This is a genomic window from Acidobacteriota bacterium (assembly GCA_009691245.1).
Taxonomy (GTDB): Bacteria; Acidobacteriota; Terriglobia; order 2-12-FULL-54-10; family 2-12-FULL-54-10; genus SHUM01.
In genome coordinates this window covers 1-24772 of record SHUM01000028.1, presented here as the reverse complement: position 1 = coordinate 24772, position 24772 = coordinate 1, and the positions used below count along the sequence as shown (strand labels likewise).

General features: G+C 59.8%; 20 protein-coding genes, 1 tRNA gene and 1 pseudogene. 13 read left to right on the top strand and 9 right to left on the bottom strand.

The window, feature by feature from the left end; all coding sequences use genetic code 11:
* The first annotated feature begins 295 nt into the window (after positions 1–295).
* The 10 genes and pseudogenes from EXQ56_08435 (at position 296) to EXQ56_08390 (ending at position 11875) form a co-directional block, all read left to right on the top strand.
* The gene (locus EXQ56_08435; protein ID MSO20476.1) at positions 296–2698 is read left to right on the top strand and encodes a hypothetical protein; all 2403 of its coding nucleotides are present in this window, start codon (positions 296–298) and stop codon (positions 2696–2698) included.
* A complete protein-coding gene (locus tag EXQ56_08430) occupies positions 2683–3846 on the top strand; it encodes an NAD-dependent epimerase/dehydratase family protein (GenBank protein ID MSO20475.1) in 1164 nt (387 codons plus the stop codon). Before EXQ56_08435 ends, EXQ56_08430 begins: the two co-directional genes overlap by 16 nt.
* Positions 3843–5258 (top strand): hypothetical protein, encoded by a 1416-nt coding sequence (locus EXQ56_08425; GenBank protein MSO20474.1) that lies wholly within the window; start codon positions 3843–3845, stop codon positions 5256–5258. Before EXQ56_08430 ends, EXQ56_08425 begins: the two co-directional genes overlap by 4 nt.
* Positions 5255–6916, top strand: coding sequence for a hypothetical protein (locus EXQ56_08420; protein MSO20473.1), 1662 nt, complete (start codon positions 5255–5257; stop codon positions 6914–6916). Before EXQ56_08425 ends, EXQ56_08420 begins: the two co-directional genes overlap by 4 nt.
* Positions 6913–7713, top strand: a complete 801-nt coding sequence (locus tag EXQ56_08415; GenBank protein ID MSO20472.1) for an enoyl-CoA hydratase/isomerase family protein — start codon at positions 6913–6915, stop codon at positions 7711–7713. The genes EXQ56_08420 and EXQ56_08415 overlap by 4 nt, the downstream gene beginning before the upstream one ends.
* A gap of 67 nt (positions 7714–7780) precedes the next feature.
* Entirely contained in the window at positions 7781–8026 is a 246-nt protein-coding gene (locus EXQ56_08410; GenBank protein ID MSO20471.1) for an acyl carrier protein, read from the top strand.
* Between the two features lie 28 nt (positions 8027–8054).
* Positions 8055–8425: pseudogene (locus EXQ56_08405) on the top strand (GxxExxY protein).
* A 42-nt stretch (positions 8426–8467) separates the two neighbouring features.
* Positions 8468–10180: a hypothetical protein gene (locus EXQ56_08400; GenBank protein ID MSO20470.1), complete on the top strand. Its 1713-nt coding sequence runs from the start codon at positions 8468–8470 to the stop codon at positions 10178–10180.
* A 26-nt stretch (positions 10181–10206) separates the two neighbouring features.
* Positions 10207–11115, top strand: a complete 909-nt coding sequence (locus EXQ56_08395) for a YegS/Rv2252/BmrU family lipid kinase (protein ID MSO20469.1) — start codon at positions 10207–10209, stop codon at positions 11113–11115.
* The gene (locus tag EXQ56_08390) at positions 11102–11875 is read left to right on the top strand and encodes a 1-acyl-sn-glycerol-3-phosphate acyltransferase (protein ID MSO20468.1); all 774 of its coding nucleotides are present in this window, start codon (positions 11102–11104) and stop codon (positions 11873–11875) included. The genes EXQ56_08395 and EXQ56_08390 overlap by 14 nt, the downstream gene beginning before the upstream one ends.
* Before the next feature lie 90 nt (positions 11876–11965).
* Here the strand turns inward: EXQ56_08390 and EXQ56_08385 are convergent, their stop codons facing one another.
* Both EXQ56_08385 and EXQ56_08380 read right to left on the bottom strand, forming a co-directional pair.
* Positions 11966–13537: an FAD-dependent thymidylate synthase gene (locus tag EXQ56_08385; GenBank protein ID MSO20467.1), complete on the bottom strand. Its 1572-nt coding sequence runs from the start codon at positions 13535–13537 to the stop codon at positions 11966–11968.
* A gap of 109 nt (positions 13538–13646) precedes the next feature.
* Positions 13647–13874 carry a 50S ribosomal protein L31 gene (locus EXQ56_08380; protein ID MSO20466.1) on the bottom strand — a complete coding sequence of 76 codons (228 nt, stop codon included), beginning with the start codon at positions 13872–13874 and terminating at the stop codon, positions 13647–13649.
* Positions 13875–14010: 136 nt separating this feature from the next.
* On the opposite strand from EXQ56_08380, the gene EXQ56_08375 reads away from it, so the two are divergent.
* A complete protein-coding gene (locus EXQ56_08375; GenBank protein MSO20465.1) occupies positions 14011–15426 on the top strand; it encodes an aspartate kinase in 1416 nt (471 codons plus the stop codon).
* Between the two features lie 167 nt (positions 15427–15593).
* Here the strand turns inward: EXQ56_08375 and EXQ56_08370 are convergent, their stop codons facing one another.
* From EXQ56_08370 to EXQ56_08360, 3 genes are all read right to left on the bottom strand, one after another.
* A complete protein-coding gene (locus EXQ56_08370) occupies positions 15594–16181 on the bottom strand; it encodes a hypothetical protein (GenBank protein MSO20464.1) in 588 nt (195 codons plus the stop codon).
* Between the two features lie 140 nt (positions 16182–16321).
* Entirely contained in the window at positions 16322–17566 is a 1245-nt protein-coding gene (locus EXQ56_08365; GenBank protein ID MSO20463.1) for a tyrosine--tRNA ligase, read from the bottom strand.
* A 140-nt stretch (positions 17567–17706) separates the two neighbouring features.
* Positions 17707–18444 (bottom strand): rhomboid family intramembrane serine protease, encoded by a 738-nt coding sequence (locus EXQ56_08360; GenBank protein ID MSO20462.1) that lies wholly within the window; start codon positions 18442–18444, stop codon positions 17707–17709.
* Here EXQ56_08360 and EXQ56_08355 point away from each other — a divergent pair.
* Positions 18429–19304: an ATP-binding cassette domain-containing protein gene (locus tag EXQ56_08355; protein MSO20461.1), complete on the top strand. Its 876-nt coding sequence runs from the start codon at positions 18429–18431 to the stop codon at positions 19302–19304. The two genes, EXQ56_08360 and EXQ56_08355, sit on opposite strands and share 16 nt — an antisense overlap.
* A gap of 16 nt (positions 19305–19320) precedes the next feature.
* On the opposite strand, the gene EXQ56_08350 is transcribed toward EXQ56_08355, so the two are convergent.
* Together EXQ56_08350 and aceB are read right to left on the bottom strand one after the other, a co-directional pair.
* Complete coding sequence (locus tag EXQ56_08350; GenBank protein MSO20460.1) at positions 19321–21555, bottom strand: isocitrate lyase family protein; 2235 nt, start codon at positions 21553–21555, stop codon at positions 19321–19323.
* A 140-nt stretch (positions 21556–21695) separates the two neighbouring features.
* Complete coding sequence (gene aceB / locus EXQ56_08345) at positions 21696–23378, bottom strand: malate synthase A (protein MSO20459.1); 1683 nt, start codon at positions 23376–23378, stop codon at positions 21696–21698.
* A 307-nt stretch (positions 23379–23685) separates the two neighbouring features.
* Here aceB and EXQ56_08340 point away from each other — a divergent pair.
* A tRNA-Gln gene (locus EXQ56_08340) sits at positions 23686–23759 on the top strand.
* 378 nt (positions 23760–24137) lie between these two features.
* On the opposite strand, the gene EXQ56_08335 is transcribed toward EXQ56_08340, so the two are convergent.
* Both EXQ56_08335 and EXQ56_08330 read right to left on the bottom strand, forming a co-directional pair.
* Complete coding sequence (locus EXQ56_08335) at positions 24138–24560, bottom strand: hypothetical protein (protein MSO20458.1); 423 nt, start codon at positions 24558–24560, stop codon at positions 24138–24140.
* 92 nt (positions 24561–24652) lie between these two features.
* The coding region (locus EXQ56_08330) for an IS3 family transposase (GenBank protein MSO20457.1) at positions 24653–24772 on the bottom strand (120 nt) is incomplete at its 5' end.

The following is a 24772-nucleotide window of genomic DNA, read 5'->3' as shown; positions in this document are numbered from 1 at the left end:
TATCCCTCCTGATCCCGGGACTTCGCCCAGATGCCGGAAGTCCAATTTGAGTGCATTCTACGCCCTCTGAGTGGCCTGGTAACAACTATTTAGTGGAATAATTCAGGAGGGTTTCCAGGGTGGGAAAATGACCCATAAACGCTTATGCTATCCCAGTCTAGGGTGAGATGGGTAGCACTTTCCAGGACTATCTCAGGTTGCATTCCCAGTTTCTGGTCGCATAGAATGATATATGTCGATTTGTGTCTGGCCGGGCCTTCAAGCCGGATAGCAGACAGTAGGTTGGAGCTTTATATTGAATAAGTTAGACGACATGTCTTCCGTCGCAGCAGGTCTTCCTCCAGGTCCTGTGGCGGGAGCGGGGCCGGATATTTTCTGGCGCGTGGAAGGCAGCCTACTGGACTTGGGTGCGGTTCGACCCGTGGCTTTTTTCACCAGCAACGCCCAGAGCTTCTTCGAGCGGTCTCTGCGCCGGCTGGCCTTGGCTGTGGTAGTCCTGCTGCGTCCACTGCTCTACCTCATGGATCGCGAGTGGGCCACGCGCGTGTTGCATGCCTTACTGCGCCACATCAGCCAGGACCGGCTGGACCTGCTCGGCGAGGAATATTTCGAATACCAACTGAAGCCTCGCATGAAGCAGCGCGGCATGTCCCGCTTGCTGGCTACGGTGGATCAGGTCCGCCGGATGAACGGACGGGTGATACTGGTCAGCCAGGGGCTGGACCACGTCATGCGACCGCTGGCACGACATTTTGGTGTCGAGCATCTAATCGCCAACCGCCTCGAGTTTCGCGACGGGCTGGCCACGGGTCGGCTGATTGGCCCGGTGGTCCCGCCGCGGCGGAGCCTGGCACCCTTGATTGGTCGCAAGCCCGATGGCCGCACACCGCGCGAATGGGTTTTGAGCGAACTCCAGCTACAGAAAAACCCGGAGTTGCTGCTGGCTTCCGTCGCCACCACGGAGCGCCCTTTCGTGAAGCTCACTCATCCGGTGGTCCACTTCGATGGCCGTCATCATAAGAACCCACCCGAAGCACCCCTCTCGGTTCACGTGGCGCTGGCGGGCAAACACATTCTGCTCATCGGTGTTACCGGCTTCATCGCCAAAGTCTGGCTGATCCACCTGCTGACAAAGCTGCCGGAGATCGGGCGCATCTATCTGCTGATCCGCCGCCAGGGCAAGAAGAGCGGCCTGGATCGATTCGAGCAGATCATCAGGGAATCACCCGCCTTCGACCCGCTGGTGGAAAAGCATGGGGACGGCTTCGCTGCGTTCCTGCGTGACAAAGTGGTGGTGGTGGAGGGTGACATTACCCAACCTGACTTGGGCCTCGACGCGGAAACCAAGGCTCGCTTGTTGCCGCGACTCGACCTGATCGCCAACAGCGCCGGACTCACCGACTTCAACCCAGACCTGCGCGACGCGCTGTCCACTAACGTGGATTCGGCGGACCATCTCATCAATTTGCAGCGCCAGTGCGACCATGCCGCCATGCTCCATTTATCCACCTGCTACGTGGTGGGTGCGCGCGACGGTCGCGTGAACGAAGTGGAGACGCCCAACTATACGCCGCTGCACATCGCGGACTTTAATTCAGAAAAGGAATGGCAGGCACTGCGCGAGCAGGTCCGCCAGATCGAGGAGCGCGCGGAGACCCCCGCCGTAACCGAAGAGCTGAGGCTGCTGGTTCTCTCGAAAAAGTCCGACGGCCAAGTGGTCAAGGGCAATGTGCTGGAAAAGCAAATCGATAAGGAACGTAAGCGTTGGCTGCGCAATCGGCTCACCACGGCTGGCATCAAGCGCGCTAAGGCGCTCGGCTGGCCGAACACCTACACACTTACCAAGAGCCTTGGCGAGGCACTGATCGCGAGCCGAGGGAAAAACTTGCCCATCGCCGTGGTGCGCCCCTCCATCGTGGAATCCTCCGTCGAGGAACCCTTTCGGGGCTGGAACGAAGGCATCAACACCTCGGCTCCGTTGTCGTATCTGCTGGGAACTTACTTCAGACAGTTGCCTACCAATGAGCGCAAATGCCTGGATGTCATTCCGGTGGATCTGGTCTGCCGCGGCATGACGCTGATTTCGGCGGCACTCATGGAGAGGCGTCATCATCGCCTGTATCACCTCGCTTCGTCGGCCACCAACCCCTGCGACATGCGCCGCTCCATCGAGCTGACCGGTCTGGCGCATCGCAAATTCTATCGCGCCCAGAAGGACTTCGACTCCTGGTTGCGCCTGCGCTTCGACACCATCCCTGTATCGAAAAAACGCTATCAGGCCTTCTCCGCGCCACAGCAGCGCAAGCTGATCCGCGCAATCCAGAAGACTACGCCGCCGCTGGCGTTCATGAAGTCGCGGTTTGCGCGGCGCGAGAGAAATCTCGACCGTGTCGAGAAAATTATCGAGCTCTACGAGCCGTTTATTCTGCTCAACGAGCATGTTTTCGAGGCGGACAACGTGGAGTTACACTCGCACGCTTTGCCCGCCGCCGAGCAGCGCGACTTCAGCTATGACCCACGCTCGGTGGATTGGTGGGAGTACTGGATCAACATCCACGTTCCGGCACAGCGCCGCTGGTCGTATCCGCTGATCGAGGGCCGTCCGCTGGAATCGCGTCCCAGCCGTGAATTTCACATGCTGGAGCCAGCCGTCGGCTCCCTGCCAGAGAGGCCCGTGCCGACATGGCCATCTTCCTAACCGGTTCCACTGGATTCGTCGGCTCGCACATCGCCGCAGGACTGCTCGATCGCTCGAGCGAGCCACTGAATCTGCTGGTGCGCGCGCGCGATGACCATGACGCCGAACTCCGTCTTTGGCGCTCCTTCCAGGCTCATTTTGATTTTCCGCGCTTTCACAATCATCTGCGCAGCCGCATCACCATATTCCGCGGCAGCCTCACCGATAAGTATTTTGGTCTGGCCCCGGAGATGTACCGATATCTGGTGGAATCTACTGGCTCCGTGATCCACTGCGCGGCTTCGCTCAATCGCAAATCCGAGAAGGCCTGCCTGAACACCAATCTGCGCGGCACGCTGGAAGTGGCTCAACTCTCTGCCCGCGCCCACGCCCACCACGGGCTGCGGCGCTTCAGTCACGTCTCCACCGTGGCCGTGGCCGGCGTACGCTCAAACGAAATGGTCCAGGAAGACCGCGCCGTCGAGTGGGACCGCAACGATTACGATCCGTACGCGCGCACCAAAAAATTCTGCGAGCACATGGTCCGCGAGTTGCTCCCTGAGGTCTCGCGCACCATCTTCCGCCCCAGCATCGTGCTGGGCAACAGCCGCCATGGCGAGACCACGCAATTTGACATGGCCCGCGCGTTCGTCATCCTCGCCGGACTGCGCGTGCTGCCCTTCCAGCCGACGGCCCGACTGGACATCGTGCCCGTGGATTTCGTGGCCGACTCCGTGGTCGCCATCCATCTGATGGAGCGACCTCGGCATGAGATCTACCACCTTTCCTCCGGCGCAGGTTCGCTGAACTTCCGGCAGATCACTGACCATCTGGCGCGCGCGCGCCACCGCAGGCCGCCACTTTATTTGCCGTGGCTGCAGCAACCGTTCTCGGGCACGATCCATGCGCTCACGCACCTCGGCGGCGGCATCGGCTTCGGCGCAACGCTGCTGAAAGTGTTCCTGCCGTATCTGGTCTGGAATACTGTTTTTGATAACTCGCGCGTGGTCGAAGAAACGGGCCGCACGCCTGAACCATTCACCAATTACTGCCTGCCGCTGTTGCAGTTCAGCCGCGAGCATCATTTCACTTACCCATACCGTGATTGGCCTGGTTCGACCCAGACGCCCGCACCGGGTTCGCACTTGGCCGGAGCCTCACCTCGATGATGGATCAACTGCTGGAAGCCTGGGTGAGCGGCCTGATCGAGACCGCCAAACTCAGGTGGATGATGGGCGCGGGCGCCAGTTGGCGGCCCGGCGAAAAATTGAAGTTGTTGTTTGCCGGATACAACGGCACACGCAACACGGGCGCCGACGTGCGCGTCGAGGAGATGATGCGCCAGATCCGTCGCATCCTCGGCCCCGAGCGCGTCGAGATGAGCGTACTCAGCCAGAATTTCCAACTCTCGCGCGGCTACTTTGGCGATGCCAGGCAAGTCTTGCTCCCGGACATTTTCCCGCCATTCCTGTCTCGCGAAATTCCTTGTTACGACGGCGTGGTGGCCTGCGAAGGCTCCATGTTCAAGAGCAAGTTCGCCAATGCGCTGACCACCATGATGATTGGGTCGCTGGGCCTCGCCGCCGCGCAAAACCGTCTCTCCGTGGGCTACGGCGCGGAGGCCGGACATATGGACCCGCTGCTGGCGCGCATGTGCAGCCGCTACTGCCGTGATTCGCTCGTCATCACGCGCAATGAGGAGTCGCGCAACGTGCTGCGTGAACTGGGCATCGCCAGCGAACTTGGAACGGATACGGCATGGACATTTGAGCCGCATCCACCGGCATACGCCGAGAAGGTTTTGCGCTCCTCCGGCTGGGATGGCACGATGCCACTGTTGGCCCTGTGCCCCATCAATCCGTTCTGGTGGCCCGTGCGCGCGTCTCTTGCCAAAGGCGTGGCGCGCACCCTCACCGGCTCGTTCAAGAAGAGCCATTACCGCTCCATCTATTTTCACAACGCCGGACCCAGCGTGGACGCAGCCTACCAACGCTATCTAACCGCATTCGCGCGCGCTATCGAGATGTTTCGCAAGGACTACCCGGTCTTCCCCGTGCTGGTCTCAATGGAGCGCCTGGATGCCGACGCGTGCCATCGCGTGGCGGCGATACTCGGCGGCGGCGCGCCCGTTTTCCGCGCCGATGCCTATGACATGTATCAGATGGTCAGCGTCCTGCGCCGCTGCGACATGATGGTCTCTTCGCGCTTCCACGGCATCGTTACTTCCATGCCGGGTCTCGTCGCCTCGGCCGGGATTACCATGGACGAGCGCATCCGCAATCTGATGCGCGAACGCGGCCAGCCCGAATTATTGCTGGAAGTCGATGACCCGGACCTGGAAGAGAAGCTGGGACACATCCTGCGCCGTCTGGTGCGCGAACGCGAGTCCATTCAGGACGCGATTGGCAAAACAGTCGTTACCAATTTGAAGACAATGGCTCGCATGGGCGTCTATTTTGAAGAGCACGTGCAGCGCCGCTACCCGGAGTTCCCCGTGCGAACCGGCATCTACGGCTGGGAGGATTACCTCCCGCCGCTCAGTCCAAATTTACAGCGGTTGGCGGAAAATTACGGCGCATGAACTTTCTCGACAACATCTTCGCCCGGCTGGAGGCTGCGACGGCGCAGCCCGTCCTGCAAGAGGTGCGCGGCGAGAACCTTGTTACGGCGACAGGCGACGAACTGTTGACAATGATTCGCCGCGCTCGCTCGTTTCTCCGTACTGCCGGACTGCACAAGGGCGACCGCTGTGCGCTGCTCGCGCCCAATAGCATTCAATGGGCCGCGCTCGATTTGGCCATCATGGCCGAGGGCGGCATCGCCGTGCCACTTTACTCGCGCCAGGCACCCGGTGAACTGGTGGGCATGATTCAGGATTGCGCACCCGCGCTCCTAATATGCGGCGACGAAAAGCTGCTGGGCGAGATCGCGCCGCTTCTTTCTTCGGGCGCAGCGGCTCCGCGCATGGGTTTAGTGGATGAAGTGCTGGGCGCAACGACGGAGGAAAAGACCGCGCCATGCAGCCTAAGCGATGCCGACACCATAACCATCATTTACACGTCGGGCACCTCCGGCGAGCCCAAGGGCGTGATGTTGACCACCGGCAACGTGAATCACATGCTGCGCTGCACGGGCAGCCGCCTCGATCTGCTGATGGGCCAGCACGAAGATACTGAAAAGGTATTTCATTACCTGCCATTTTGCTTTGCAGGCTCGTGGATTCTCCTGCTGAGCTGTTTGTCGCGCAATAGCCTGCTGACTCTTTCCACTGACTTGAACAAACTGACCAACGAAATGCGCCTAGCCGCGCCGGAATACTTCCTGAACGTGCCCATTCTTCTGGAAAGGATGCGGGCTAATATAGAAGAGCAGATGGAACAGCGTGGCGGCCCCCTGCTGATCCTATTTCGCCGCGCAAGGCAGTTCTGGATGGCGCGCCACAACAACGGGGCGGCGGGCGGTAGTTTCTGGCCGAGGATGTCACTGATGCTGGCGCAGAAACTTTTATTCCCCGCGATTCACAGGAAGGTCGGGGCAAATCTGCGCGCGCTGATTTGCGGCTCGGCGGCTCTGTCGAAGGAAACGCAACTTTTTTTTATGATGCTCGGTATCCCCATCTTGCAGGTTTACGGACTCACAGAGACCACCGCCATCTGTACCATGGATTATCCCCATCAGATCGCTCCGGGTCGCGTGGGTCCGGCCATTGATGGCATCGAGATGATGGTTGGAGAGAACGACGAAGTGCTGGCGCGCGGCCCGCACATCTTCGCAGGCTATTGGAATCGTCCGGAGGCGACGGCGCATGCCATGCGCGACAGATGGTTCCACACTGGAGACCAGGGAACCGTGGACGCAAGCGGGAACTGGAACATCACCGGTCGGCTAAAGAATCTGATCGTGCTGGCCTCCGGCCACAATATTGCGCCCGAGCCCATTGAGGAGGGACTTCAGCGAGCAATCCCCGGCGTGCAACAAGTCGTCCTCATGGGCCACGGCCGCAGCTACCTGACTGCGCTTTTCACCGGCAATGTGCAACGCACCGATATAAATCATGCGCTCGCCGAGATGAACGAGCCACAGCCCCATTACAAACGCATCTACGCCTACACTGTGTCCGACGAGCCGTTTACCATCGAGAATGGCATGCTCACGGCAAATGGAAAGTTGAAACGCGATGCCATCGCCGAGCGGCACTGCGATATGATTGCAGCGCTCTATAAAAAGCAGGAAGCATGAATCGATATCAGGGCAAAACACTTTCCTGGGAACTCTCCGGCAGCGTAATCGAGCTGGCGCTGCACCGCCTTCCGTGCAATGAAATCGGCACGGAGACGCTCGCCGATCTGGAACAGTTTGTGAGTTGCCTAGCCCAGCTAAGCGACGCGTCGGCCTTGATTATCTATAGCAAACAGCCCGCCGGTTTTTGTGCTGGCGCGGACCTGCGGGAACTCTATGCAGGCTCGCTCAAGATGGGACTGGAGGAGCGCGTGGCAGGCGTGCGCAGTTTTCTGGAGCGCATACATGCGGTGATGAATGCCATCGACGCCGCGCCCATCACCACCATCGCAGCGGTGCAAGGCGTTACCTTCGGTGGCGGCTTCGAGCTGGCGCTGGCCTGTGATCTGATCATTGCCGACAAGACCGGGCGCTTCTGTTTTCCAGAATTGCGTCTCGGCATCATCCCGGGGTTCGGCGGCATTCCGCGATTGAAACGTGATCTGGGCAACGCAGTGGTGCGCGACATCCTGCTCACTGGCCGCAGCATCAATGCCGCCAAAGCGCAGGCCGTCGGCCTGGTGAGTCAAGTGGTGGGAGAGGGCGAAGCTCTGCGCGTGGCGCGAGCCACCGCCGCGCAGGTCAGCAAATTCGACCGCCTCACCAGCGCGCACGCCAAGAAGTTCATCAAGCCGATCCCGCGCGCGGAACTGAAAATGGAGATCGATATTTTCTGCGAACTGTTTCGCCGCCCCGTGGTACAGGATGCGCTGCGCAAATTCGTGGAGAGCACGGACGCGCTGCCCTACTTGCCTTGACGAAAGAATGGCCACGGAGACACAGAGTTTACAAGAGAAGTCACCAAACAGATGAACCGGAGTACGAATGATGCCGACGATCGATAAGACCATTGAGGAGATACTGACACTGGCCGCCGCGCACTTCAACGTGCCGCGCGAAGGACTTTCTCCGGACGACGACTTTTTCAAGAAGCTCGGTATCAACAGCCTGCAGGCGCTCGACCTGTTGACGAAACTCGAAAGTCACTTCCGTATCGAGCTGCCGGATTACGAGTTACAAGGAGTCAGTGACTTTCGCACCTTGGCCGATCGCATCCAGTCCCGCCTGTAATTGCCACGGAGACACAGAGGCACGGAGATTGGAAAAGTTAAACTTACTGACAGAAAGAATTATTGGATGCGCGATCGAGGTTCATCGCCATCTTGGTCCAAGCCTTTTGGAATCGACTTATGAGGCAGCTTTGTGCTTTAAATTTGATTTAGGCGGAATTAAGTATCGACGACAGCCTCCGTTTCCTGTTGTTTATAAAGAAAAATCGGTTGGCGAGTATCGCCTGGATTTGCTGGTCGAAGAAGTTGTCGTTGTGGAGATCAAGAGTGTGCGCGTATGGACCCCATTTTTGATGTGCAGGTGCTGACTTACCTCCGCGTGACCGGTGCCAAGATTGGTCTTTTAATCAATTTCGACTCGCGCCTTGTGAAGGATGGGATAAAGCGCTTTGTTCTTTAGCCATTCAAATCTCCGTGCCTCTGTGCCTCCGTGGCAAATTCCATGATGAAGGATCTCAGCCAATATCCGTCGCTTGGTGCTGCTCTGCGCGATGCGCTGGCGGAGTGGGCCAATGAAACGTGTCTCATTGAAGCCGACCGTGAGCGGGAGAACTGCCGCCTGACGTACCAACAGTTTGGCGATGTCGCGCTGCCGCTGGCGCGTGCATTGCAGGACACAGGCTTCGTGGAAGGCTCTCGCGGCGCGATCATCATGACCAATCAGTCCAAGTGGCTGATCTCCGCCTACGCCATCCTGCATTCCGGCGGAGTCATCGTTCCTCTTGATTACAAACTAACTGCGCCGGAGCACTTACAACTACTCACTCACTGCAAGGCGCGCGTACTTATTATTGAGTATCACTTGTGGCGCGCCATTACCCAGTCGCCGGAATTCAAAGAATGGAAGATGCCGACGGTGCTGGTTACTGAAGCGCCTGCCAAAACGGACCTCGCTGGAGCGAGCCGTTGGGAAGAGGCTCACGGCGACGGCGAACCCGCCTTCGTCGCCCGCGCGCGCAAAGACTGGGCAGCCATCGTCTATTCCTCCGGTACCGGCGGACGCCCCAAGGGCTGCGTTTTGACGCACGAGAATTATCTCGAGCAGTGTGTTGCGCTGACTTCGCTCTACCCTTTCTGGCCCGGCGTGCGTTACCTAAGCATTCTGCCCACCAATCACGCCATCGACTTCATGGTCGGCTTCATTGGTCCGTTTGTGTGCGGCGCGACGGTGGTGCATCTGCGCTCGTTGCGGCCCGAGTTCATTCGCGAGGCGTTCACCAGATACAAGATCACCTACATGGCGCTGGTGCCCATGGTGCTCAAGAATTTGGAGATTGGATTACGCGCGCGCTTTGCCGCACTGCCGCCCATGAAGCGTGGGATGTTGAATTTCCTGATCGCGTTGAATCGACTGCTCACCCGCAGCCAGCCCAACGCGCAGCTCAGCCGCATGCTGCTGAAGCAGGTACACAGCGCCTTCGGTGGAGAGTTGCGGGGCCTGTTCGTAGGCGGCGCTTTCACTGAGGCCACCACCCTGCAATTTTTCTACGACCTGGGTATACCCGTGGCCAATGGTTATGGGCTGACGGAAGCGGGCACGGCTATCACGCTGAACGACATGCGCCCGTTTCGCGCCGACACCGTCGGCAAGCCGCTGCCCGGAGTCGAACTGCGCATTGCCAATCCCGATGCCGAGAGCGTCGGCGAAGTTACCGTACGCAGCAGGATGGTCATGTCCCATTATCTTGATGATCCCGAGCTGACGGACGAAACCATCGTCAACGGCTGGCTGATGACGGGCGATCTGGGCCACATCGACTCGAGCGGGCACCTGCAACTTTCCGGGCGCAAAAAGAACATGATCGTCACCGAAGGCGGAAAGAACATCTATCCCGAGGACATCGAGAATTCATTCGAGGGGCTGCCCATCAAGGAGTTCTGCATCTTCGCCACGAACTACCTTTGGCCCCAGCGCACCCTGTCCGGCGAGCAGCTGGTGCTGGCCGTTCATCTCGAACCTGGCAAAACCATTAACGATGAGCTGCTCCAGCAGATCGCCGAGCGCAACCGCCGCCTGCCGGACTTCAAGCGTGTTCATGGCTATATTTTTTGGGAGAGTGATTTCCCGCGCACCGCGTCGATGAAGATCAAACGGAATATGCTGGCCGAGCAGATTCGTGAACAGATCGAGCGGTCTGCGATTCAGTCCTTGTAGATCAACAGACAGGAAACCGACTGGCGATGATTCAACCAGACACATTCTTCGCGGTGCTGAACCCCGCCGCCGGCGCGGGCCGTTGCGGGAAGCTCGCAGGCCCTGCGCTGAATGAACTACGTCGCGCGGGCATTGCGATTGAAGTTGCCGAGACTCGACATTCCGGCGATGGCATCGCGTTGGCGCGCCAGGCGTATCAGGCCGGATATCGCCGCTTTCTTGCCGTGGGCGGCGATGGAACTTCCTACGAGATCATCAACGGATTATTCCCCGAGGCACTGAACGGCGAACCTCCGACTCTGGGCTTCCTGCCTCTGGGAACCGGCAACTCCTTCCTGCGCGACTTCAGCGACCGCGGCGCGGCGTACGCGACGGAGTCTCTGCTGGCTGGTAAACGCCGGCCCTGCGATGTGCTGCAACTAACCTATCGAGGTGGCACTCTCTACTACATCAACCTGCTCAGTATCGGCTTTCCCGCCGACGTCGCCACTCTTACCAACCGCAGCTTCAAGCCGCTTGGCCCCGCGGGATATCTGCTGGGAATTTTGGTCTCGCTGCTCCGGTTACGTCGCCGCGCATTCCCGCTGCGTACCGATGGCGATGCGCAAATGGACCAGCGCCGATGCCTGTTCCTCACATTCAACAATTCTCAGTTTACCGGCGGGACCATGCACATCGCGCCGCAGGCCAATAGCGGCGACGGACTAATCGAGTTGGTGCGCTGGGGACCGATTAGCCGCATCGGGCTGCTCGCCAATCTGCATCGCCTGTATGACGGCTCGCACGTGCATCATCCACTAGCCGAGCGACGGGCTGTGCGCCGCGTGGAGTTTGCGCTGGATGCCCCGATCGATATGATGGTGGATGGTGAAGTGATCACAGCGCAATGCGAGCGGATTGAAGTGCTGCCCGCGGCGCTAAATGTTATTGCCTGATGCAGGGTCTGGAATTCCCGGAAAACCCATGAAGCGAATCTATCTCATCCTGCGCTGCATATTCATCTGGCTTATCAGTTGGGCGCACTTTGTGGTGGCAGTGCCCACGTTGATCGTGGTGGCTCTGTTCATCGACCCAAGAAAGTCTGATCCATTCCAGCGCTTCTTCGCGCGCAATATTGTGCGGCTGACGGGCGTGGATCTCGTCGTGAAGCGCTCGCCTGGATTTGATCCCACGCGCACCTCCATCTTCATCGGCAACCACGTTAACCTGTTCGACCCATTCATTCTGTATTCATCGATTCCGCAATATTTTCGCGGCTGGGAACTGGAGTCGCATTTCCGCATACCTTTTTATGGTTGGCTGATGAAACGCTTTGGCAACATTCCTGTCGCCGACCAGCGCACGCCTGGCAGCATGCGCCGCCTCGTGCTGCAGACGCGGGAGGCATTGGCCAGCGGCGTCAGCCTCATCGTGTTTCCTGAAGGACGCCGCACGCTCGATGGGCGAGTGGGCCCCTTTCAGAATGGAATCTTTCGTTTGTTGCGCGATCTGGAAGTTCCCATCGTGCCCATCAGCGTCGTCGGCTCCTTTGAATTCAATCGCAAGAACAGTCTGATGCTGAATCCGGCGACCATCACCGTGCATCTGCATGAGACCATCGACACCGCGAATCTATCCGAGACGGAGCGCGCCGCACTGGCCAGCCGCGTTTATGGGATTGTTTCCCGACCCATCAATGAGCATTACGAACGCTAACAGAGCCGCGACCGTGAAGGAGCGGGGGTTCGCTTGGCGGCAACGACCAACCCAACCCCCGCTCCTTCACGGTCGCGGCTCTGCTAAAAATCAAAGCAGGCGTTGCGCGTGCGGGAAGTTTTCCCACACTTTCACGCCGCAGAAATGACTGCCTTCTGTACAAACAGGATATGCGTTGCCTTTGCGCACCACGCAGGGCGGACCCACATAGCGCATCAGCCTAGGATGCGCGGCGCGAATCTGATCCAGCTCTTCCATCGAAGCGAAATAAATTTCCTCCTGCGCGTTGAAGCAGGTGCGCATGGTCCACTTGTGTAGAAGATGCAGCAGGCTGCCGCTCTCCACCAGGCGTACCGCCGTAGCGTTAGGCAGCACATACACAGCGAACTCTTTGGGCACTCCCAGAGCGAGCAGCTTGTTCTTGGCGGCCCACGCCTCCTCCATCGCCTGGGTATAAAGCGGCTCGACCTCGGCGTTGCCACGGATCAGCATCGGCGTCAAATAATCCGGCTCAGGGCAATCCGTGGCGGCAAGAAGGGGACGCGATGCCGGCACCATGCGATGCCGCTGGTCCTGCGAGTCGGCGGTGTGGCTGATCTTTTTCTGGAATGTGTACTGAACGTGCTCCAACGCGCGCATCATGGGCGAGTGCATGGAGACGTTCAGAGTCTCCAGCCGATAGCGGTTGCGTGCCGGGTTCAGCAGTTCGTCGAGCGCGCAATCGTCATCCATCTCCGATTCACTCAGGCCCAACACATAGCGCACCGCCTGCGCGGCCACACGCTCGGCATTGGCATCGATGGAGATCACCTTGGACGTGCGTCCGCCCAGCGCGCTGTCAAACTCATTGCGCGAGCGGCGAGGATCCGCGCTAACCGCCAGCCGAGTTTCAGGAATCTTGTCTTCCTCCAGCGGGCCTGAGCCGATGCGATCGAAGAACTCCGGCTCGACCTCCTTCACGCGCGCCACCATTTGGTCCATCACCAGCGCGGTCTCGTGCGGCGTATCTCCGGAGTGCCTCATGCGCGACATCCGGTGCAGCACGATGCCGGAGACGGTATGCACCAACGTGGTGTGCGCCGCGAGCGGAAGCACATAGCGCGCAACCTCAATGGCCTTCTTCTCCACCTGCTGCTCGATGCGGCGGCGGCGCCTATCGTCGGTATTCGGACCGATCTTCCAAACTTGATAAAGCGTCTCACGCGTGCGCGGGATCAGCTTGGCGGAGAGTTCGCGATAGCGCTCCCAGGCGCGCTCAATGGCCTGCGCATACACCGCGCGTGCCTCACCGATGAGCGGTGGCAGGAAAGCATGTGCGCGATCCAGGCGAACGTAGCGCTGGCTCTGCTGCTCGGAGTTGTAAAACGGATGCGAGTGCAAAAAGTTCCAGACGAATTGGCGTGACACATTCTCCAGACCGAACTCAAAGTGCGCATGCTGATAAACGGTGTGATGTCCGCCATTGAACGTGGCCGGGCCGATGCTGACGCGCTGCTTCTCGCTGATTTCGTCGGGGGTGATGAGGCGCGTGGCGTAGCAGGTGCGGGCCGCCGCGATAGCCGAATCATACGCGTGCGGAAAATAGTTGCGCAGGGTTACCCGCGGTGCGGCAGAGGAATCGCCGGCGAGGGCGGAGAGGGATGGAGTTTCGGCGGCACTCATGCGGGCATTCTACTCCAAAAACACGCACGGCCCGAGAAGAACTCCCGGGCCGCGCAAAAATAATTGTCCGAACCAGACTCGAACCAGACTCGAAGAAGACGAGGCACAGCTAATTCGAAGCTGCTACGTCCTTGATTTTCTTGGCGGAGCGTTTGTTGAAGCGCTCGACGCGCCCGGTGGTGTCAATCAACTTCTGCTTGCCGGTGAAGAACGGATGGCATTGCGAGCAGATTTCCACGCGGATCATGCCTTTGTGCGTGGAGCCGGTCTTGAACACGCTCCCGCAGGCACAGTGTACGGTTACTTCTTCGTAGTGCGGATGTATCTCAGCTTTCATAACTCTTCTCACTTCCCCTGCCGCTAAAGCGGCGAACTATAAGGATACCGCAACCGGTGGTCACAGGCAAGCCCCCGCCCATTGCAGCGAACAGGCTACTCGATAGATACTATTATTTTCACATTCCGCGTTCAGGATGGCACACATGTTAGTGATGAAGTTTGGCGGCACCTCAGTGGGCAGCGCCGAGGCAATCCGCGGCGTAAGACAAATCGTGGCGCAAGCGCGCGAGAAGCATGCCCCCGTGGTCGTGGTGGTCTCGGCAATGAGCACGATCACCGAAACATTGCTGGCCGCCGCGCGCAGTTCCGTCTCAGGAGATGCGCAGACCGCTGCCGAGAAGCTTACGCACCTGGAACAGAAGCATCTGGATACCGTCGAAGCCCTCTTCGCCGGACCGCGCAAGGACGCCGCGAGAAAGATTGTGAAGGAAATCACCGGCGAGTTCCGCCGCATCTGCTCCGGCATGGAGATGCTGGGCGAGATGCCGCCGCGCGCCATGGACGCCGGCCTCTCCGTCGGCGAGCGCCTCTCGGCGCATCTGCTGGCTTTGTTTCTGGAGCAGGAAGGCATCGCCGCCGATGCCGTGGACACCGGCAAATGCGTCGTAACCGATGACAACTTCGGCAGCGCGCGCCTGCTGATGGAACCCACCCGCGAGGCCACTCGATCGCTCATCCTACCCATTGCAAAAGCGGGACGCGTGCCGGTCGTTACCGGCTTTCTCGGCGCCACCCGCGATGGGATTCGCACCACGCTGGGCCGCGGCGGCTCGGATTACTCCGGCGCGATTCTCGCCGCCGCGCTGGATGCCGATGAACTCTGGATATGGACCGATGTCGATGGCGTGCTCAGCGCCGACCCCAAGGCGGTCAGCGGCGCGCGCATCCTCGACGAAATCACTTACGAGGAAGCCTCCGAACTTTCTCACTTCGGCGCGAAAGTTCTGCATCACAAGACGCTCGCGCCGCTGGCTTCGCGCATGATCCCGGTGTGGATCAAGAACACCTTCGCTCCGGAGAAACCAGGCACGCGCATCGGCGCGCCGCATCCGGTAATTCCTCTCGGTCCCAAGGCGGTTACTTCGCTCGCGCCCGTTACCATGTTCACGCTGCGCAGCAACGGCACGCCCGGCACCACGGAGTTGTTCGCGCGCACCTTCACCGCGCTACATCATGCGTCCATCGAGATACTGATGGTAACGCAATCGTCCTATCAGGATAATTTCTGCCTGCTGGTGCGCCAGGATGTCTCCGAGGCCGCGCTGGCCGCGCTCGAAACAGCATTTCGTCTGGAGCTGAATCACGGCTACGTCGATCCCATCACGCGGCAGGATGTCGCCGCCATCGCGCTGATCGGCGAAGGCATGCGCGGCACGCCGGGCATCGCCTCGCAGATGTTCGGCGCGCTGGCCAGTCAGAAGATCAACATCATCGCCATCGCCCAAGGATCATCCGAGACGAACATCTCTCTCACCGTGGCCACCGCCGACCGCGCCGCCGCTCTCAAAGCCATTCACGACGGCTGCATCACACCGTATCTGAAGCCGTGACAGTGCCGCGCGCGTTAGCAAGCGGGCCGATGGAACACAATGCCCCGGACGGCGAAGTTTGAATTCCACAATAACGTATTGCTCGTTCATGGGGGAAGCAACGGCAACCGGGGCGTGGGTTTTCCAATGGCCCGCTCGCTCACGGTCGCGGCACTGTCACGCGTTGTCTAGCGGCGAGTCAGCAACTCAATTTTCTCGGGGCGGAGGCGTTCCAGGCGCTCACCGGCGGACTTGGGCTTCATCAGCGGCAGCAGAGCACGGAAGGCTTCGTGGGAAGATACATCCAACTCGAGCACATAAACATCGGCCTGGTCGGCGTAGGAGTAATCAGCGTAGCGCAGGCCACTCCCTGCAAATCGCAACAACTCATCCCAGAAACTCTTCGCCGCAAACAGGCCCTTGCGCTCCGCCGTCTCGCGCGGCAGCGAGAGCACTTCCACGCCTCGGCTGAAGCGTATCGCGACACACTTCCCCGCGTCGAAGGGACGCTGCGGCTCGGCGCGGGGATATCCAGCCAACACGTTCTCAATCTGCGCCGCATCCTCTTCGCGGCCTTCCCAGCGAAAGCGGTATTCCCCATTGGAAAGCCCGCCCACACGCAGAATCTGGCGGATGCGCTCGGCGTCGCGGCCCACCACGGGCAGCATCGCGCCGATCAGCTCGTGTAGCGTGTAATCGCGATGAATGATGGGCGTGATGGACACATACTCCGCCGCCTCACTCACCAGCTTCACACGAATGGATTCGTTGGACATAAGATCACTGGCCGCCCTAACAGAGCCGCGACCTCAGAGAGCGGGGGTTGGGGTTTGCTTTTGATTCCGTTCCCCGCGTTCCGACAACGGCGTATTCATGGCGAGAGTGCAACCCCCGCTCCCTCACGGTGGCGGCTCTGTTAATTCCCGGCGACAACTTTCTTAAATTGCCTGCCGACGCGCAACAGTAAATCACTTCCGCTGGCGACCTGAAAAGTCTGCTGCGGGTCCCGGCACTTCTCGCCGTTAACCGTTACCGCGCCTTCCTTCACCTTGCGCGTGGCCTCGCTGACAGATTCCGCTAGTCCGGCGGAGGCCAGGAGACGATTCAGTTTTTCAGCTCGTGCCGAGAGCACTATGGTCTCGACCTCCTTTGGCTGCTCACGATTCTGGAAGACTCGGCGGAAGCCATCTTCGGCCTGCTGCGCCGCGTCGCTCGAATGGAAGTCTGTGATAATGCGTTTGGCCAGCGCAATTTTCGTCTCCATGGGATGCAGAGCGCCTGCGGCCACTTGAGCGCGCAGCGCGGCGATCTCGGCGGCGCTCATGTCGGTGAGCAGCTCGTAGTAGCGGTACATCATTTCGTCGGAGATGGACATCAGCTTGCCGAACATCTCCGGCGGCGCTTCTTTCACTCCGATCCAGTTGCCGAGCGACTTGCTCATCTTGTTCACGCCGTCGGTGCCTTCGAGGATCGGCATGGTCATTACGACCTGCGACGGCTGGCCGTACTCCCGCTGCAAATCGCGGCCCACGAGCAGGTTGAATTTCTGATCCGTCCCGCCCATCTCCACGTCGGCGCGCAGTGCCACCGAATCGTAACCTTGAAAGAGCGGATACAGCAGTTCGTGTACGCTGATCGGATGTCCGCCCTGATAGCGCTTGGAAAAATCATCGCGCTCCAGCAGCCGCGCTATGGTGTAATTCGAGCAGAGTTTGACGAAGTCGGCGGTTGAGAAGGTGCCCAGCCACTTGCTGTTGAACTCGACGACGGTTTTCTCCGGGTCCAGTATCTTGAACACCTGTTCTTTATACGTCTCGGCGTTCGAGGCCACGTCGGCTTCGCTGAGCGGGGGACGAGTGGCGTTGCGGCCCGTGGGGTCGCCGATGCGTCCGGTGAAATCGCCAATCAGGAAGATCACCGTGTGGCCGAGGTCCTGAAAGTGTTTAAGCTTGCGCAGCAGCACGGTGTGGCCGAGATGCAGATCGGGCGCGGTGGGATCGAATCCGGCCTTCACGCGCAGCGGAGTTTTTTTGTCGCGCGCGGCGATCAGTTTCTGGCGCAACTCCTCTTCGCGGATAATCTCCGCCGTGCCCTTGCGCAGATAGTCGAGTTGCCGCTCGATCTCTGGATCATCGGCGGTTGTTTTTTGATCGTCGCTCATATCGGCTGATTATAGCATTCGGGGATTGGCCGTGGTTTGGTAGCCACGGTGAGTGCTTTTCTCGCAGTGGGCTTTCCCTCCCGCGCTGGAACGCAAGAACCCACGGCGAGAAAAGCACTCACCGTGGCTACCAAACCTGACTAATTCACCCAGCGGTCTGGGCGGCCTTCTTCGTGGTCTTTTTTCCCTTGATAAACTTTGAATTTGCGCTGCAAACGTTGGCGGCGCCAACGGTAGTATTCGTTGCGCCAGTTGAACCAGCGTCCCCGGCCGCGCAGGTAAATGAATCCGATGACCAGGCCGCCGAGATGCGCGACATGGCTCACCGTGTCGCCCGGCATCGACAGCGCGGAGAGAAATGCGATGCCGCCGAGGATCATCACGAAATATTTCGCGGGGATGGGAAAAATCATGAAGAAAAGAATCCTGCGGTCTGGGTAGAGCAGGCCGAACGCGAGAAGGATTCCGTAGATGGCGCCGGAAGCGCCCAGCGTGGCCACCAGCGAATTCGGGTTCACCAGCACGACGCACAATCCCGCGCCGATGCCAGTAAGGAAATAAAAGGTGAGGAATCGGCGCGTTCCCCACTGGCGCTCCAGGTCGCAACCGAACATCCACAGCGTGAGCATATTGAACAGAATATGGAAGAAGCCGCCGTGCAGAAATAGATAAGTAACCGGCTGCCACAGCGCGAAGGAGTGCGTTACCGAGTAGGGCGTCAGCATCAGCACGCGCACCGGCATGCCCAGCCCCGCAGCCTGCAAGAGCGTCGCCGCAACAAAGGCCGCCACGTTGGCGATGAGCAGCTTCTTCACGGCGGGCGTGGTGCCGCCGCCAAATCCCAGACTGATCGTAGAGCCGTATGAGCGGAAGGCCATGCCAAACTCAGAATAGTGGATGCCGCCGCCAATGTCCAGAATGGCCGGAGCTTTCGACCGTGTTACGCCCCATGTTAGGATTGTTGCGTATCGACGGAAATTTCCACATGGACCATTACATTGATTTCCAGCATGTGTCGAAGGCCTTTGGGGACCGTGAGGTTCTGAGGGATGTGAGTTTCTTTGTGGACCCCGGCGAGACGCTGGCCATCATGGGCCGCAGCGGCGTGGGAAAGTCGGTCTCGCTGCAACACATCATGGGATTTCTGAAGCCGGATGCGGGACGCATCTGGGTGGCCGGCGAAGACATCACGGACTATGCGGAGAGCGAGTTGCAGCGCATCCGCAAAAAAGTAACGATGGTGTTTCAGTCCGGGGCGCTGTTTGACTCGCTCAGCATCTTCGAGAATGTGGCGTTTCCGCTACGCGAGCAGAGCGATTGGGGCGATGATCAAATCCGCGAGATTGTTGTCGGATTGCTGGAGATGTTGGAAATCTCCGAGTTGGCCGAGCAGTTCCCCTCTGAGTTGAGCACCGGGATGAAGCGCGCCGCGGCCATCGCGCGCGCACTGTCGGCGCGACCGGAGGCCGTGTTATTTGACGAGCCCACGACCATGGTCGATCCGCTGATGTCGCGGCACATCGCCTCGCTGATCGCCAAGCTGAAGCTCCAGCTCAAGCTCACCTCCGTGGTGGTAACGCACGACACGCGTCTGGCCCGGCAACTGGGCGACCGCATCATGGTGCTGGAGGGCGGCCACGCCATCTTCTTCGGCTCGCCCGCCGAACTCGCTGCCTCGCGCGACCCCTTCATCCACGAGTTTCTAGCCGAGGATGAATTCTCGCCCGTCGCGAAATGACCGGCTTTCCTTCCCGCTATGACTTCCTTTTTTTGAAGATCAGATTTTTCAACGCTGCCTGATCCGCCGCCAGAAGTTCCTTGACGCGGTCCGGGTTGACCGTGGCCGTGATAATGTCGCCGATCTCGGTGGAGACATTCTTGTAGATGCCCATGTCGCGCATGCCCCGGCTCTGCTTCTGATTGTCTTCGGTGGGATTCACGTAAAACACCGAATCGCTCTTGTAGCGGTGGATGAGAAACAGGTGCAGCAGCGTCATCAGGCGCTTCTGCCGTAGATGAACACTGAAGGTATTGTGGTCGCGGAAGGTCAGAATATTCTTGCCGCGCAGGTCGTGAATGTAGGAAAACACCGCGTTGGCAACCTTCTCATTTTTCTCGCTGAGAATATTCAGCTCCAGCAATTCGGCGGCTGACTTGTGAGGACGCAACTGGACGCGCAGGCCCTGTCCAACACGATAATACTTCGCCCACATTTCAAGCCAACTTTCCAGCAAGCGCGGCGGAACCTCCGTCTGCACAAGATGCTGGTACTGCGTGGAACCTTTGCCCATCGCCTTGGTGGTGGCCGTGCGACCCGATGTCGCTTCCAGCGCGCCATCGCCGCGCGGGCCGCCGACAAGTGTTTGCGGCGTCTTGTAGGGCGAATCGAGCAGGCGCAACTTTCGCTGCAGCCGGGCGAGCGCCAACATGCCATCTTCCATTAACGAGTTGGCGAACTCCTCCGATGCGAGACCGTCGACCTGGTGGCCTCCATACGTGATGAAGTTAAAGACAAATCCCAGCTTGCCCAACTCCTTCGGATACGCCGCCATATCGCTCTCGCTCATGCCCGCGGTGTCCCAGTTGAACGATGGCGAGAGATTGTAGGCCAGCATCTTGTCGGGAAATTCGGCGTGAATGGCCTCGGCGAATTCGCGCGCTTCATGCAGGTCGGCGGTCGCGGTCTCCATCCACAGCAAATCGGCGAACGGGGCCACGGCCAGCGACTTGGCGATGGCGTACGCAATGCCGCCTTTCACCTGATAGTAACCCTCCGGCGTTCTCGACAGCTCGCAATCCCACACAGCCTCAATGCCCATCGATCGGGCCTTCTCCCGAGCGTCATGGAACGAAGCCTTGCTGGCGAACGCGAGCCACTCGGCCGCGCTCATCTCCGGCTGGCGTCCCTCCTCGAGCTGGAACTTCAGCAGATCGGCCACCGCCGCCGCGTACGTCTTCAGGTCGGACTCGGCCTCCCAGGTCTCCACAAACTTCGACGCCGCGTTGTCCAACGGCTGTGTGATACTACGGCTGCGGCCCTGCACAATGACGGCGATGTTGCCATCGATCACGGCCATCAGTCCCGTCTGCTCAAACCAATCGAATGCGGCCTTGTACTCCGCGCTGGAAATTTTATACAGCAGATGCCCATTCACATCCTTCACGCCCTTGTCGTAAAAGCGTTTCAGGATGGCCAAATAGCAGGTCTTATAACTGGGCAGGTGAGTCTTGGTCGCGCCTAGCACAAACGGATGATCGCGCTCGTCGCCGCGCCCGTCCAGCAGGTTGGCAGCCTCGGCATCCGTGCGCGCCACGATGATGCCGGCCACGTTCATCAGGTCGAGCTGAAAACGCGCGGCGTTCAACCGCTTGATCTGCTCGTCCATCGGCACCAACACTTTGCCGCCTTGATGCCCGCACTTTTTCGTCCCCGGCTTCTGATCTTCAATGTGATAACCGGCGACGCCTACCTCGACAAAACGGCGAATCAGATTTCGCACATGCGGATCGCCGCCGTGCCCCGTGTCCGCGTCTGCGATGATCCACGGACGATAGTCCACTTTGCGCGATGCCTTCAGTTCCTTCTCGGTCATCTTCGAGCGCAAGTAGCGTTGATTCTTATCCGCCGAGAGCAGCGCGCGAATCAGCGTGGCAGCCTCGTCCGGCACCTGGCTCAACGGATAGCTGGCCAGGTCCGGCCCGGGGTCCTCGTTGATGGAGCCCTTGGCCGAGGTCGCCCAGCCGCCCAGATAGATGCCTTCGATGCCCGCCCGCTTGATCATCACGGCCTGCCCCGGCGAGTAGGGGCCAAACGTGGTGATCTGCTCGCCGCGCGCGAACAGCTCGCGCAGACGCGCGTAGAACTCCTCCGCCGCGGTCTTCGCTACCAGATATTCGGTCTCGATTGTCCCGCGATGCTGCACCACCTGCCCGGCGGAATACAGCCGCGTGATTCCCGTGAAGCGCGGGCACGCGAACCACTTCTTCATTTCACGCGCCTCCGCGTCCAACGCGGTGAGCTCCGCCGCCGCCGATGATTTCACCGGCCTCGTAGTCCGCGCGGTTCTGGAAACAACTCCGTCAGATGTTTTTTTCGCGATGCCCATTTCTATTCAACTCCGTTCACTTCTTAGTCCAGATGCTCATAGGCCGGCAGCGTCAGGAACGGCACGAACTCATCCTGCGTGCTGATCTGCTCGAATAACTCACGCGCCAACGTGAACTTGCTGGTCGCGTAGCGATCTGCGCCGAGCGCGGCGCGAAACTGCGCCATCTCCTCGTCCAGCATCTTGCGCGCCATCTCCCGCGTGATGACGCGCCCGTCCGGCAGCTTCGCGGCGTGGCGAATCCACTGCCACACTTGCGCGCGCGAAATCTCCGCCGTGGCCGCGTCTTCCATTAAGTTATAGAGCGGCACGCAGCCCGCGCCGCGCAGCCACGCCTCCAGATATTGCACGCCGACGCGCAAATTCGTGCGCAGACCTGATTCGGTGATGGTCCCGCGCGGAACTTTCAGCAAGTCCGCCGCGCTTACCTGCACATCATCGCGCTGGCGGCTCACCTGATTGGCGACGGGCATCTCCTGATTGAACACTTCCAGCGCCACCGGCACCAGCCCCGGATGCGCGACCCATGTCCCGTCGTGGCCGTCGGCGGCCTCGCGCTCCTTGTCGTCATACACTTTGGCGATGGCCTGCGCATTGGCCTCCACATCGTTCTTAATGGGAATTTGCGCGGCCATGCCGCCGATGGCGTGCGCCCCGCGGCGGTGGCACGTCTTGATGACCAGCAGCGAATAGCTGCGCAGGAAGTGCCGCGTCATGGACACCTGAGCGCGATCCGGCAGCACGAACGCGGGGTGTTTTTTAAATTTCTTGATGAACGAAAAGATGTAATCCCAGCGCCCGCAGTTCAGCCCAGTGGAGTGCTCGCGCAACTCGTAAAGTATTTCGTCCATCTCGAACGCGGCGAGAATGGTCTCGATCAGCACCGTCGCCTTGATGGTCCCCTGCGCGATGCCCAGCTCGCGCTGCGCGTGGATGAACACATCGTTCCACAGCCGCGCCTCGAGGTGGCTCTCCAGCTTCGGCAGGTAGAAATAGGGTGCCGTCCCGCGCTCCAGCCGAGCCTTGGCATTGTGGAAGAAGTAGAGGCCGAAGTCGCACAGAGACGCCGACATCGCCTGCCCATCCACCTGGATGTGCTTCTCGGTCAGATGCCAGCCGCGCGGCCTTACCAGCAGCGTGGCGACCGTCGGCTTCAGCTTGTACACCGCGCCATCCGGGTTCGTAAACTCGATGCTGCCGCACACGGCGTCGCGCAGATTCGCCTGACCTTGAATGGTCGCTTCCCACGTCGGCGCGTGCGCATCCTCCAAGTCCGCCATGAAGACCTTCGCGCCGGAGTTCAGCGCGTTGATCACCATCTTGCGATCCACCGGCCCGGTAATCTCCACGCGGCGGTCCTGTAAATCGGCCGGCGCGGGCGTCACGGTCCATGCGGCATCGCGAATGGATTTTGTTTCGGGAAGAAAATCAGGAAACTGCCCGGCATCGAGCGCGCGCTGCCGCTCGACGCGACGCGCCAGCAACTCGCGCCGCCGCGCGCCGAACTTGCGTTCGAGGTCGGCCACGAAGCGCAGCGCATTCGGCGTGAGTATCTCGGCGAAGGCTGCGCAGGCTTTGTCCGTCGCCTTCTCTATTGGTGGCCAGACGCATTCAATGCCTTCCGCGACCAGCTTGCCAATGGCCTCCGGCGCGTTCGCGACCACTCCGGCCGACTTGTCCCCCGACTTGTCTGATGAAGTGTGCATAGTATTTCCCCCAGCCAATTGCGTTACCCGTGCCACCCGAACGGTGCGCCATTAAGTATGGTGCTGAACTCTTCATCATGCCACGCCAGCCGCCATTTGTCATTCCTCGAGTGGCTTCCCTGTGGCGGGGGGCAGCATCTCACAGAGCCGCAACCAACATCCGGAAAGATTTCCAAGTGCCTGCCTCTGTGTACCTCTGCGTCCTCTGTGGTCCAATCTTTTCCGCCCGCGCGACCGGCCGCAATCTTGACAACACCCCTGCAATGCCGCACAATGAGCCTATAAACATTGCATTTCAGCGGCCGATTGGGAGGTCGTCTAACGGTAAGACTGCGGACTCTGACTCCGCCTATCGGGGTTCGAATCCCTGCCTCCCAGCCACTCCTTCCCGGCATTTTCCCGCCTTTATCAACGCGTGTCTTCCCGACTTATATATTCCAATGTAGCCACACAGCACCGTTCTCAGCCCCGTAGAGGCGGCATAAAGTAGCCCAAGGCGCAAGCCGTGGGTTACTATCTATCGCCCCCCACAGGGGCTCGGTCGGGTTGCGGAGACTCTATAGCAATTGTAAAAACGGCATCGAATTGGTTTGCGCGTCATCGCACGTCGTGGACGCTCCTGAACGCCATCAATATGGCGTTCAGGAGCGCGGCTCGGATACGCAAAAGCCGGACCAAAAAGAAGTGGGGCCCCTTGCGGGGCCCCACGGTTAAGGTTAAGTTGACTTGCGGCTAGCAGAGCAGGTACAGGAGTCGAGCTTACAGACCCTTGTGCGCCTGCTGGTTACCGTTCTGGATGTCAGCGCCGTTCTTCGGCCAGTTCTTGTCATCCACTGCGCCGGCACCGGTAATATCCAGGCCCTTGCCGTTCGGGACGATAGCATCGCGCTGCGCCGGAGTCAGCAAGGAGTTCATGGTGTTGTGTCCAGCATCCCAGTCGCCGCCGACACGCAGCACTTCATTCGCCGGGCTTACGCTGCCGACATAGACCACGACCCAGATTTCGTCGCGATCCTTGCCAGGCTCGCCAGCGTCGGTGAGCATGAAGTGAATAATCGCATCGTTGACGTTGTTGAACCGTCCAGTACCCCAAGCCTCGTAGGTGTCCACCGGTGAATTGGGTGACTCCTCGTCGATGCCGCCGGTTTGGAAGTTGTTTGGTCCGTTACCGTTGTTCTTCAAGCGTCCACCGACCACGTCATCACTGCAAGCAGCTGCGGTCAGGGAGCCGGGGTGACCCGCCCTAGATTTTGTACCAATCCTTGTGAGAGAGTTTACATCACAACCTGAGGCCGAGAAACTGGGTTTTTGACAGGGCTATAGGCCCCCGGCGCCGGGGGCCTATAGCCGAGCGCCGAGTGCGGCCTGCGGGTGTTGTACTGCTGCCGCCACTG